The sequence below is a fragment of the Bacillus sp. AY18-3 genome (genome assembly GCF_008042305.1).
Lineage (GTDB): Bacteria > Bacillota > Bacilli > Bacillales > Bacillaceae_G > Bacillus_A > Bacillus_A wiedmannii.
On the sequence record NZ_QKQR01000004.1, the window covers coordinates 363771 to 375996 of the forward strand.

General features: G+C 35.9%; 13 protein-coding genes and 1 riboswitch. Of the genes, 11 read left to right on the top strand and 2 right to left on the bottom strand.

From position 1 onward, the window contains the following. Nucleotides 1-175: 175 nt before the first annotated feature. From DM800_RS04500 to DM800_RS04525, 6 genes are all read left to right on the top strand, one after another. Nucleotides 176-2020: a DUF4430 domain-containing protein gene (locus tag DM800_RS04500; RefSeq protein ID WP_147786504.1), complete on the top strand. Its 1845-nt coding sequence runs from the start codon at nt 176-178 to the stop codon at nt 2018-2020. Between the two features lie 57 nt (nt 2021-2077). Further along, a complete protein-coding gene (locus DM800_RS04505) occupies nt 2078-2914 on the top strand; it encodes a DUF4430 domain-containing protein (protein ID WP_147786505.1) in 837 nt (278 codons plus the stop codon). Between the two features lie 22 nt (nt 2915-2936). Next, a complete protein-coding gene (locus DM800_RS04510) occupies nt 2937-3815 on the top strand; it encodes an energy-coupling factor transporter transmembrane component T (protein WP_147786506.1) in 879 nt (292 codons plus the stop codon). Then, entirely contained in the window at nt 3788-5449 is a 1662-nt protein-coding gene (locus DM800_RS04515; protein ID WP_097906982.1) for an ABC transporter ATP-binding protein, read from the top strand. Before DM800_RS04510 ends, DM800_RS04515 begins: the two co-directional genes overlap by 28 nt. Next, on the top strand, nt 5422-6123 hold the full coding sequence (locus tag DM800_RS04520; protein WP_000044898.1) for an ECF transporter S component: 702 nt from the start codon (nt 5422-5424) through the stop codon (nt 6121-6123). Before DM800_RS04515 ends, DM800_RS04520 begins: the two co-directional genes overlap by 28 nt. A gap of 183 nt (nt 6124-6306) precedes the next feature. Beyond that, nucleotides 6307-7029 carry a YwiC-like family protein gene (locus DM800_RS04525; protein WP_088064025.1) on the top strand — a complete coding sequence of 241 codons (723 nt, stop codon included), beginning with the start codon at nt 6307-6309 and terminating at the stop codon, nt 7027-7029. Nucleotides 7030-7061: 32 nt separating this feature from the next. Here DM800_RS04525 and DM800_RS04530 read toward each other — a convergent pair whose 3' ends face one another. Then, nucleotides 7062-7253, bottom strand: coding sequence for a hypothetical protein (locus DM800_RS04530; RefSeq protein ID WP_000545003.1), 192 nt, complete (start codon nt 7251-7253; stop codon nt 7062-7064). A gap of 122 nt (nt 7254-7375) precedes the next feature. After that, a riboswitch (SAM riboswitch) is annotated at nt 7376-7474 on the top strand. 40 nt (nt 7475-7514) lie between these two features. On the opposite strand from DM800_RS04530, the gene DM800_RS04535 reads away from it, so the two are divergent. From DM800_RS04535 to DM800_RS04550, 4 genes are all read left to right on the top strand, one after another. After that, nucleotides 7515-7832 (top strand): hypothetical protein, encoded by a 318-nt coding sequence (locus tag DM800_RS04535; protein ID WP_002096439.1) that lies wholly within the window; start codon nt 7515-7517, stop codon nt 7830-7832. A 253-nt stretch (nt 7833-8085) separates the two neighbouring features. After that, nucleotides 8086-8475 (top strand): SWIM zinc finger family protein, encoded by a 390-nt coding sequence (locus tag DM800_RS04540; RefSeq protein ID WP_060487719.1) that lies wholly within the window; start codon nt 8086-8088, stop codon nt 8473-8475. 23 nt (nt 8476-8498) lie between these two features. After that, nucleotides 8499-9074 carry an NAD(P)H-dependent oxidoreductase gene (locus DM800_RS04545; protein ID WP_060487718.1) on the top strand — a complete coding sequence of 192 codons (576 nt, stop codon included), beginning with the start codon at nt 8499-8501 and terminating at the stop codon, nt 9072-9074. Then, complete coding sequence (locus DM800_RS04550) at nt 9071-9424, top strand: group-specific protein (protein WP_060487717.1); 354 nt, start codon at nt 9071-9073, stop codon at nt 9422-9424. Before DM800_RS04545 ends, DM800_RS04550 begins: the two co-directional genes overlap by 4 nt. A gap of 40 nt (nt 9425-9464) precedes the next feature. Here DM800_RS04550 and DM800_RS04555 read toward each other — a convergent pair whose 3' ends face one another. Beyond that, on the bottom strand, nt 9465-10811 hold the full coding sequence (locus DM800_RS04555) for a short-chain fatty acid transporter (RefSeq protein WP_060487716.1): 1347 nt from the start codon (nt 10809-10811) through the stop codon (nt 9465-9467). 406 nt (nt 10812-11217) lie between these two features. On the opposite strand from DM800_RS04555, the gene DM800_RS04560 reads away from it, so the two are divergent. Beyond that, nucleotides 11218-12226: thiol-activated cytolysin family protein (locus DM800_RS04560; RefSeq protein WP_147786507.1), on the top strand; the 1009-nt coding region annotated here is incomplete at its 3' end.

Below are 12226 nucleotides of genomic sequence, written 5' to 3' on the forward strand. Positions count from 1 at the left end.
TATCACAATGATACGTTCATAAACAAAATTATTTTTCCTATACAAATATAGCCGCGAATGATGTGGGTAGGAGGTGTTGCACAGTTTGTTCGACACTTACAAAAAAAGAGTGTCAATTGCACGCCCTTGAAGGGTCTTTTTTTGTGTAAATAGTAGTAAGGGAGGAAATTTTGGGATGGAAATGTTGAAAAAATGGCTGCTTACGTCGTTAATGGCAGTTACACTCGTATTTGTTTCTTTTGCGAATACAGTACATATTACGTTTGCTGAAGGAAATACAGCAAAACTTGCAATTATTGGTGAATCAAAAAAGGGCATTATGTTATGCCCGAAAGAAGAGCAAATTACAGATGGGGAAACAGCTTTAAGTTTGCTGCAAAAAGTCATGGGGGACAAAGTAACAGCAGAGACGATGTCGTTTGGAACGTATGTTAAAGGCATTGACGGCTTAATGGCTGGGGACACAAGCGGCTGGTTGTATGATGTAAATGATAAATCTGCAGAAGTTGGAGCAGATAGTTATAAATTAAAGTCTGGAGATGTTGTTGTCTTTCGTTTTGTTGCAGACTGGAGCAATATGAGCCAGGAAACATTACAGCAAACATTAGATAAATTTGGTACTTGTAAAACTGTAGAAGAACCAAAGACAGATGACCCAAAACAAGAAAAACCAGAAGAACCAAAAACAGATGATCCAAAACAAGAAAAACAAGAAAAACCAAAAGAACCAAAAACGGATGATCCAAAACAAGAAAAACCAGAAGAACCAAAAACGGATGATCCAAAACAAGAAAAACCAGAAGAACCAAAGACAGATGATTCCAAACAAGAAAAACCAGAAGAACCAAAAACAAATGATGAAAAGGTAGAACAACCAAAGCAAGAGAACATTCAAGTTCCAGTAGCGCAAGTAAATGAAGCGATCTTTAAGACATCTGAAAAGATGTTACAAGATGGAATTGAAAGTGATTGGGTAGCTTTAGGCCTTTCTCGTTCTGGAAAGAATGTTCCAATTGAGGCGAAAGTAAATTATGTTAAGTCAGTAACTGAAAAAGTAGAAAAGCGCATTAACCGTTTTTCAGCGACAGATTTAGCTAGAACGATTATTATGATGAATGCAATGCAAGCAGACCCTACAAAGGTTGGCGAACATAATTTAGTTCAAAAATTGTACGAATCAGATAAAGTGAATTCTGTTACAGGTTATACATTTGCTTTACTTGCATTTGATACGAAGAAATATGAAGTGCCAGTGAATTCAAAATGGAATCGAGTTGCTTTAGTAGATGCGCTTTTAAACTCACAGCATACAGATGGTGGCTGGACTTACGATAGCGCAAGCAGTAAAGACAGTGCTAGTAGCGTTGATGTAACAGGTATGGTTTTATCAGCATTAGCTCCTTATCAAGAACGAGAAGATGTGAAACCCGCTGTGCAAAAGGCTGTTGCCTATTTATATAACGAACAGCTAGAAAACGGTGGTTTTTCTGCTGATGGACAAGAAAATTCTAATAGTGTTGCACAAGCAATTATTGGATTATCTCTTGTACAAGATGTAGATCAAAATCGTCTACATAAGGCAATGCAAAATCTACTGTCATACCAACTTCCAAATGGTGAATTCAAATGGTTACCAAGTGATCAAAACGGTAGCGGAATGGCTACAGAGCAAGCATTCTTAGCTTTACTTCAGTTTAAAGATCTTGGGAAATCGATTTATGACTGGTCAACTGTATCTGTTCCTGAAATTGATACGAAACCAAATGTGGATGCAGAAAATATTGTAGTAGAAAAAGAAGTTACTGAGCAACCAGAAGAACAAAAACAAGTACAACAAGAAACGAAAGATGACACGCTAAAAGTTGTTGTCGATAACGAACCGGTTAAAAGCAAAAAGTCAGGAAACGGTAGCACGTTACCAAAAACAGGAGCATCTTCTCATAGTGCAGCTACAGAAGTAGGTATGGGTGTATTATGTATTGCTTCTGCATATGTATTATGGAGACGTAAAGCAGCTTAACAAAAATTAGGAGCAATCATTTGCTCCTAATTTTTAATATGAAAGGTGAGAGACAACATGAGTAAGATGAAATGGTTTATTTCTTTAATGCTTTCACTTGGGCTACTTGCCGGGTGTGAAGAGGCAGCTGTAAAGCCTGAGAAGAAAGTAGAACCAAAGCAAGAAGAGGTAGCAAAACAAGAAGAGAAAAAAGATGAAGCGAAACCGGAAGAAAAACCGGAGGAAAAACAAGCTGAACAAGAGCAAAAGCATCAAGAAGAGCAGAAAGAGAAACAAGAGCAAAAAGTAGAAGAGAAGCCGAAAGAAGAAAAGGCACAGGCACAACCGGAAGTAAAGAAAGAAGAGAAACCTCAGGAACAGCCTGCTACTAAGCAACCAGAACAGCAAAAAGCACAAGAAGAGAAACAACCGAAAGCGCAAGAAATAAAAGAAGAAGCGAAGGTTGTGAATCAGCCGAAAGAAACACCGAAGCAGGAGCAGAAGGTTGATCCGAATAAAGAGCAACAAGCAACTGTACCAACGCCACCAACACCACCAACACCGGTACCAGATCCAGTACCGCCAGTGCCAGTGCCAGATCCAGTAATACCAAAACCAAAACAAGTCACTATCTCAGTAAAAGGTGATAAAGGGTACTTATTAGGTGCGAAAAAAATGGATGTACAAGAAGGCGATACTGTTTATAAAGTATTGCAGCGTACAGGTTTAGATGTGGATGCAATGGGCTCTAAAGGTGATATTTATGTAAAAGGTATTAATGATTTATATGAAAAAGATATTACAGATACTAGTGGATGGAAATATCGTGTGAACGGTGCGTTTCCAAACCATAGTGCAGGTGTAGTAACAGTTAAACCAGGAGATACAATTGAGTGGGTGTATGTATTAAAATAAGAAAGGCATTCGGTAAAGGACTATGAAAATAAGTTTTTCTTCTTTACATCCTTTTGTGAATTTTTTCTATTATATCGGGGTGATGATACTATGTATGATGTGTCTTCATCCTCTTTTTTTAATTGGAGCAATACTATTAATCGTCATAATCAATATAATGCAAGGGAATAGTGAAAAGATAAGAAAGATGTTACCGAGCACAATCGTTTTCTTTTTTATGGTCATTTTATTTAATTCGTTATTAACACATAGAGGGCGAACTACGTTATTTTGGTTAGGTGATAGCCGTATTAAGCTTGAGGCGATTATGTTTGGAGTAGTAATGGGATTATTATTAGTTGCGATTATGTTTACGTTTGCTTCGTATAATGATATTATTTCGAGTCATAAATTTTTATATTTGTTTTCTAGAATCTCACCGAAAGTAGCATTGTTAACGATGATTACGGTGAGGTTTGTTCCTTTGTTTATGAGGCGATTACAGAAAATAACACTCGTTCAAAAAACGAAAGGTGTACAAGTAGACGCAGGTTCCATTGTAGAACGGGTGAAAAATGGTATGCAATTGCTGCAAGTATTATTAATTTGTTCATTAGAAGATGCGCTGCAAACAGCAGATTCTATGCAAGCCCGTGGATTTGGTGTAACGAAGCGTACGACATATATTCGGTATAGAATGGAAAGACGAGATTGGTATACGCTCAGTTATTTAAGTATTCTACTTATCATTGCTATTATATGTAATACGTATGGCGGGGGAAAGCTAACCATTTATCCGAAAGTCGAATCTATTCTATTTCAGCAATACGATGGAGTGATGTTCGGAGTATTTATGATGTTTATTAGTCTACCAATTATAATGGAAGGAAAGGAATGGATATGGTGGCGCATGCAGAAATAAACAATTTATCATTTGTATATGCTGATGAAAACGAATATGCGTTACAGCATATTTCTCTTTCTATTCAAAAAGGAGAGTTTATTGCACTTGCTGGAGGGTCAGGCTCTGGAAAGACGACTTTATTGAAACATTTTAAAAAGGAATTACTTCCAATCGGTACACGTTCAGGAGAAATTTTTTATGATGACGTTTTATTAGAGGAAGTACCTGATTTATTATCTGCACAAGAAATTGGTATGGTATTTCAAAATCCAGAAAATCAGCTCGTAATGGATACGGTCATTCAAGAATTAGCATTTTCTTTAGAAAATATCGGGTTACCATCACAGATTATTCAAAAACGAATAGCAGAGCTTATTAGCTTCTTAGGATTTCAAGATTTATTGCATCAATCTGTTCATACGTTATCTGGTGGACAAAAACAACTTGTCAATTTGGCTGCGGTACTAGTTATGCAGCCAAAACTATTATTATTAGATGAACCGACGGCGCAGTTAGATCCCATTGCTGCGAAAGAGTTTTTAGGATTGTTAAAACGTATTAACGAAGAACTTGGTATTACGATTGTGTTAAGTGAACATCGTTTAGATGAAGTGATCCCACTTGCTACGCGCGTTATTTGTATGAATAATGGTCAAATCGTGTATGATGGAAATCCTAAAACGGTTATCGCGAACATGTGGGAAGTAGAAAAATTCCGTCCATTTATTCCGCAAATTCCAAGATTGTTTTTAGAATGGAATGCGGAAGATATTCCGTTTACAGTGCGAGAAGCGCAAATGAAACTGAATCATTTTTCAGCGATATCATATGTGAATGAGCCAATAGCACAAAGTGAAAAGCGAGAAGTCATTTTAAGTGCAGAGCATATTTCGTTCCAATATGAAAAAAATAGTCCACTTATTTTACGAGACTTAACCGTATCGATTGAAAAAGGAAAATGGGTAGCTCTCGTTGGAAAAAATGGTACAGGTAAGTCTACACTGTTAACGATTTTAGCTGGATTACAAAAAGCGAGAAGAGGGAAAGTAAAGTGGAATGGGAAAGTGATACATAAAATTGATTCGAAAGAACGATTTAAAAGGATCGGGTATGTATCGCAGCATCCGTATTATCATTTTACATTTGATACAGTGTGGGAAGAAGTGTATGAACGTGCACGAGAGTTATACGGAAAACAAGGAAAAGAAATAGCAGAAGATATGTTGAAGAAGTTTTGGTTGTATTCGCTTAAAGAACGCCATCCGCATGATTGTAGCGGGGGAGAGCAACAACTACTTGCGTTATGTACAACGTTATTATCAAAGCCGACTTTATTGTTACTTGATGAACCGACAAAGGGATTAGATCCGTGGAAAAAAGAAAGAGTAGGAGAGCTATTTAGAAAGCTGCAAAAAGAAGGTACAACAATTGTAATGGCAACGCATGATATTGAGTTTGCAGCGAAATACGTTGATCAATGTATGATGTTATTTGACGGAGCAGTCATTATGAATGACACACCGAAAGAATTTTTTAGTGGCAACTTCTTTTATACAACCTCTATTAATCGATTTATTCGAAAAGAGTTACCATATGCATTAACGTGGGAGGATGTGTACGAAGCGTGTCCAAACGATATGTTGCATTCATAATATGTATTTTTGCAGTAATAATAGGCACACTACTCTTTACTACACTTATCATGGATGGTTATTACATGTTAAGTAGTTTGTTTTTATTAGTTGTTATTATGTTGCCGTTTTATATCCGTTTTGAAAGGAAGGCGTTTGTTTCACGTGAAATTGTTCTCGTTGCTGTGTTAGCGGCAATTGCAGCAGTTAGCCGTGTACCATTTTCTATTTTACCAAGTGTACAACCGACTTCTTTTGTCATTATCGTTTCTGCAATCGTGTTTGGAAGCGAAACTGGTTTTATGATCGGTGCAACAGCAGCTATCGTATCTAACATCTTTTTAGGGCAAGGTCCGTGGACGCCGTGGCAAATGTTTTCATGGGGCATGATCGGGTTTATAGCTGGATTACTTCGTAATACATTTTTAATGAAAAAGCTATGGGGAAGGCTTCTATACGGATTGTTTGTTGGATTTTTATTTGGCTGGATTATGAACTTATGGGGGCTTCTCGGTTTCATACGTGAGGCAACGTGGGAAGCAGTCGTTTCGTATTATATTGCAAGTTTTTATTTCGATTTGAGCCATGCCATTTCGAATGTCATTTTCTTACTACTATTTAGTACGTCTTGGATTACGATTCTTACGAGATTTAAAAAGAAATACGGCATATTAGATAAGCATAACATGGCATAGAAAAGCATACTCATATAAGGTAGGGTCGCGACTTACATATTCGTTTGCCTCTTTCATGCTTCTTACACATTGTAAGGAGCATTTTTTATTGTCAAAAAATAGTCCAATATATATACGTTACTATATAAAATTATTTGTATAATAGTAGGTGAGAACTGCTTTCAAAAGGGAGGTGTATAGTTAATGAAGTTAGTTATTCCGAAGCAACACGGTGCATGGGCCATGCTCGTTATACCATTTCTATTAAGTGTCATGCTTGGGAAACCTACTATGTATCATATTCCATTGTTTTTAGCTTGGTTCTTTATCTATTTAGCTACGTATCCATTTCTTACGTACATAAAGCAAAAACGAAAAAAAGAGTACTTACATGCTGCAATTGTATATTTTATCATCGCGTTCGTATTTGGAATGATTTCTCTATTATATGAATGGCGCATTCTTTTATTCGTAGTATTCATGATTCCATTATTTATTGTAAATATGTATTACGCTCGTCAAAAAAATGAAAGAGCGTTACTAAATGACATTAGTGCGATTATTGTTTTCTGTATTGGTGGTTTAGTTAGTTATTATTTTTCAATGAAACTTATAGATAAAACAGCATTATTTATTGCGCTTATTTCATTTTTATATTTTTTAGGAAGTACATTTTATGTAAAAACGATGATTCGCGAGAAAAATAACCCGAAGTATCGTCTTATATCATGGGGGTATCATATTGTATTAACAGTCATTGTCTTTGCTATCAATCCGTGGTGTTCTCTTATTTTTATACCGAGTGTCATTCGAGCAATTATGTTATATGGCAAAAAAATTTCTATTATAAAAGTAGGGGTTTTAGAAATTGCTAATTCTGTATATTTTTTAATTATAACGGTAATAATTATGAAGTATGCCATTTGAAAAAACTTCCCACCTTATGATGGGAAGTTTTTTCAATCTTGTTCTAAAATATGAACCGTGTAATCACAGCGTTGAATAGCTTGTTCGATCGCATAAAGTGATTGTTCAATACGAGCGCGATTAAAATCTTTTTCAACAGTCTGTAGCGCTTCTTCTAAACAATGTTTTGCTTCTTGTAATGATTGAAAAGAATTTTGGACATATCCGCGAGCATTTTCGTGCATTTCATAATCCTCCTTGCATATTCATATATGTATAGTATGAACAGTAAGGAACAAAATATAATTTGTTATATTTGTTTGACAATTAGAATGAAATTACGTATAGTAAGAATTAAGTGAATATTTTCTTATCCAGAGAGGTGGAGGGACTGGCCCGATGAAACCCAGCAACCGCGATGCAGGTGCTAATTCCAGCAGAACATATTTGTTCTGGGAGATAAGACGAAGATATATACGTAACTTCTTCTTATCGGAGAGGTTTTTTTGTTGCAAAAAAACCGATTACGAAAATTTATATTAAGAAGAAAGGGGTTGCGAAGTACTGTGACACTCGAAAAATACGTAAAACTGCGTAGTACAGTTTATGAATATATGATAGAGCAAGATAAGCCAATATCATTGTTAGATATTCAAGAACATATCGTTTCGCATCATGAAGGAAAATTCACGAAAAAGATGTTACATCAATTTTATTTATCAAGACTATTAGATGAACTGAAACTGGATGGGAAAATTACATTAGCTGATGAATATCTCTATACTGAAAAAGGGGTATTTTATAAGGCGGGAAAAGGGAGCTAAGCTCTCTTTTTTTTGGAGTATGTAGCGTAAAAGACTGCTTAAGCAGCCTGATACAAGGGAATGGTGTTGAGTGTGTAGTGTCAAAGATTGAATGTGCCTGAAAGAGGCACTTCGTATCGGCTGCAAATGAAAAGAGACACCTCCGCCGAATAGGTGTCAGTCGTTTTGTCATATAGACTTGCTATTTGACAGTTATTAGAATAACATGCAGGGTTTTGGAAGTCAAAAGGGAATTAAAGGAAGAGGTGTTGTTATGTACGCTTACTTACTAAATGATATAACGAAATGGATTCCTAAGTACATTATGGATAAAGGTTATGAATATTATGAAGAAGGACATGTAGAAGATGTTGAAATACAAGAAAAGAAAATATTTGCTTTTGTTACTGGAAATGCAGGAAACTATGAAGTAATGATTGATCTTGAAAATTTTACAGAAAGTAGCTGCGAGTGTCCATATGAGAATTATTGTAAGCATATGGCGGCAGTTGTTTATGATATTCAAAGTGCTGGTGAGAGTACGGTGAAAGAGAAACTGAAAGATTTAGAAAAGGAAGAGTTACTTACATTATTAAATCGTTTATTACAAAGTTCGAAAAACGTGCAAATTGTAGAGAAGATGTTAAAGAAGGGGAAACTTTAACTTATAGAGGGAGTTGTTATGTAGTGAATGTACTAATTGTATACGCTCATCCTAGTCCTTCCAGTTTTAATGCGGGGATATTAAAGCATGTGCAAAAAGGATTACAAGAAACAAATCATTCGGTTACGGTACTTGATTTATATAAGGAACAATTTGATCCCGTCCTTGTATTTAATGAGGAGAAGAAAAGACGTGATTTAGTAAATGAAGAAGAGACAGCTCGGTACAGAACGTTAGTGGAAGAAGCGGATACTCTTCTCTTCATTTATCCAATATGGTGGTGGGGGATGCCAGCTATTTTAAAAGGGTTTATTGATCGCATTTTCGTAGCTGGTTTTGCTTATAAATATGAAGGTGCCCTGCCGAAAGGCTTATTGAAAGGTAAGAAGGCATGGGTAATTAATACGTTAGACTCACCGTTATGGTACGTCGCACTACTATATCGATCAGCAGATTGGATTATGATGAAGAGAGGTGTTTTACGTTTTTGCGGCATTCGCGATGTAAAACGATCTTTTTTTCAATCTGTGAAAACGAGTAAACGAGAGAAGCGGGAAAAGTGGTTATTACAAATAGAAGAAAAGGCTCGTACGTTATGAATGAAATGGAACGTATTATAAAGTGTTGTCAGTATGATAATGAACTTTTTCGTACATATATTAATTGCTTAATCCACTTGAAGAAATGTAGTGAAACGTTTCAACAAATACAGATTCAATTAAGAAATGATTATTTAATAAGAGGAATTTGTGAAAGAGAAGTGGATGAGGTAGTAAGAGGAAGTAAAGAGTATGAAACGTATTTTCTTCCTAAAGCGTTACAGTGGAATTTCTTGAGGGAAAATCCACATCTGATTGAAAAAGTATGTGAAGATTTTTTTGCATTTGAGGCATTACAGCTTACGGATATAGAGTGGAAGACCGTGATAAATTGCGTGGGAAATAAGTGATTTATTATATAAAAAAGCTAGTATAAAACTAGCTTTTCGTTTAAATAAATAAGAAGCATAGACTTATGATAAAACCTGCATATAGTAAGTTCACAACGCAAAATCCCATAATATCACGAGCGCCTAAACCGGCTATCGCTAATGCCGGTAATGCCCAGAAAGGTTGAATTAAATTCGTCCAAGCATCGCCCCACGCAATGGCCATTGCAGTTTTTGCAGCAGGTACACCAAGTTCAGCGCCAGCTGGAATCATAATTGGTGCTTGCACAGCCCATTGACCACCACCAGATGGAACGAAAATATTAACGATGCCAGCACTTAAAAAAGTAAAGAGTGGGAAAGTCGTTTCGTTTGAAATGCTAATAAAGTAATTCGAAATAGCCCCTCCAAGTGAAAGTCCTTCACTATTCGCTCCAATCATCATCCCCATAATTCCTGCGTAAAACGGAAATTGAAGTAAAATGCCAGAAGCACTTTTCGTAGAGTCTGAAAAAGCGCGAATATATTGAATCGGAGTACGGTGGAAAATAAGTCCAGCAATTAATAACATAAAAATAACGATGTCTAGCGTAAGGTTAAAGCCTTTCGTATAAAAATAATTGAAAATATAAATGAGACCTAACAATCCAACGCAAAGTGTAATAATGATGCTATTTTCCATTTTTTCGGCGAATGTATTGTTTCCTACTTCTTGCGCGGCAGCTTCTTCATGGAATACGCTAGGATCTACCGTTATCGTATGTTTTTCATCTGGATGCATCGCTTTATTAATGAGAGGCATCGTAACGAGAAAAATAATAACTGGTACAAGTGCGTATGGTGAGAATAACGTTTCTGTTATTGGAATCGCTTCTTTAATACTTCCAGCTGTCGTTTTAATTAACGTTTCGCCGCCTGTTGCTAACGTAAGAGGAATAGAAGCAGAAAGCCCCGCATGCCAAATGAGAAATCCAGAGTAAGAAGAGGCAATGGCTAGTCTATAGTCTAATCCTTCAAGCTGCCGTGCTACTTCTTTTGCATATAAAACAGATACAACAATACCAAATCCCCAGTTTATGTATGCCCCTAGTAAACTTACGATTGAAATGGCAATAATACCTTGTCCATTCGTTTTCGGTAGTTTTGCCGCTTTCGTTAATCCTTTTTTAATGAGAGGCGCGTTTGCTAAAGCAGATCCTGTCACGAGTACAAGTGCCATTTGCATAGAAAAGGCGAGTAGTCCCCAAATGCCATTACCCCAGTGATTAATCATTTCCACAGGTGTTTGGTGAGTCGCAAACATGCCGAAGAAAATAACAAAAACAGTTAATAAACATGATAAAATAAACGGCTCTGGCAAGAAACGTTGCACTAAGGCGACGCAACCATTTGTAAAAGAACGAAACAAAATAGATCAACCTCCTTATGTATATGTATTACAATTATTCGAGGTTGATTCGTTCATAACCTTTTAGAATTAGAAAATTCTGATATTTTTAGAGGGATTGAAATATTGTCAAGAAGAGTAGTACCACCATCACCCTGACAGAAAAAATTGCTTTTCCTCAATATGAAATATTGCATATAAAAATGAATTGATGCAAATGCAAAAGCTTATTATAATGAAAGCATAAATATACAACACATCTTAATACAGCAAAGAGGAGGAAGTAATATGGAAATCGCAATGGCAGTTTTAAAATTTTTAGGTGGAGTAATTCCTTTAGTTCAAGAACTTTTAAAAGCGTTTATGTAAGGTTATTAGTTAGCTATCATATATCAATCATTATTATATCTTACTAAAAAAGAACGGGGTGATTTTTCTGAATAATAAGAAAAATACCAAAAGAAGAAAGTTCCTTGCATGTTTATTAGTTAGTCTATGCACGATTCATTATTCGTCTATTTCTTTTGCAGAAACACAAGCCGGTAATGCAACTGACATAACTAAAAATGTTAATGGCATTAATACTGGTATAGCAAACCTTAAATATAATAATCAAGAGGTTTTAGCTGTAAATGGCGATAAAGTAGAGAGTTTTGTTCCGAAAGAAAGTATCAATTCAAATGGTAAATTTGTAGTGGTGGAACGTGAGAAAAAATCACTTACAACGTCACCAGTCGATATTTCGATTATCGATTCTGTAGCGAATCGCACGTATCCAGGAGCTGTACAACTTGCCAATAAAGCTTTTGCAGACAATCAACCGAGTTTATTAGTTGCTAAGAGAAAGCCTTTGAATATTAGTATAGATTTACCTGGCATGAGAAAAGAAAATACAATCACTGTCCAAAATCCGACATATGGTAATGTGGCTGGAGCAGTAGATGATTTAGTATCTACTTGGAATGAAAAGTATTCTAAAACACATACGTTACCCGCAAGAATGCAGTATACAGAATCTATGGTTTATAGTAAATCACAAATCGCAAGTGCCCTTAACGTTAACGCCAAATATCTTGATAACAGTCTAAACATTGATTTTAATGCGGTTGCAAATGGAGAGAAAAAAGTGATGGTAGCGGCATATAAGCAAATATTTTATACCGTAAGTGCTGAACTACCTAACAATCCATCCGATCTTTTTGATAATAGTGTTACTTTTGGTGAGTTAACTCGTAAAGGTGTAAGTAATTCGGCCCCACCTGTTATGGTCTCGAATGTAGCTTATGGTAGAACTGTTTATGTAAAATTAGAAACAACATCTAAGAGCAAAGATGTACAAGCTGCTTTTAAAGCCTTACTTAAGAATAACAGCGTCGAAACGAATGGACAGTACAAAGATATTTTTGAAGAAAGTAACTTTACTGCTGTAGTATTAG

Excerpts from the sequence above, each read along its gene's own strand:
- DM800_RS04540 (WP_060487719.1), top strand. The coding sequence starts at position 8,086 with ATGTACGCTTACTTACTAAATGATATAACGAAATGGATTCCTAAGTAC.
- DM800_RS04500 (WP_147786504.1), top strand. The coding sequence starts at position 176 with ATGGAAATGTTGAAAAAATGGCTGCTTACGTCGTTAATGGCAGTTACA.
- DM800_RS04550 (WP_060487717.1), top strand. The coding sequence starts at position 9,071 with ATGAATGAAATGGAACGTATTATAAAGTGTTGTCAGTATGATAATGAA.
- DM800_RS04530 (WP_000545003.1), bottom strand. The coding sequence starts at position 7,253 with ATGCACGAAAATGCTCGCGGATATGTCCAAAATTCTTTTCAATCATTA.
- DM800_RS04510 (WP_147786506.1), top strand. The coding sequence starts at position 2,937 with ATGAAAATAAGTTTTTCTTCTTTACATCCTTTTGTGAATTTTTTCTAT.
- DM800_RS04515 (WP_097906982.1), top strand. The coding sequence starts at position 3,788 with ATGGATATGGTGGCGCATGCAGAAATAAACAATTTATCATTTGTATAT.
- DM800_RS04505 (WP_147786505.1), top strand. The coding sequence starts at position 2,078 with ATGAGTAAGATGAAATGGTTTATTTCTTTAATGCTTTCACTTGGGCTA.
- DM800_RS04525 (WP_088064025.1), top strand. The coding sequence starts at position 6,307 with ATGAAGTTAGTTATTCCGAAGCAACACGGTGCATGGGCCATGCTCGTT.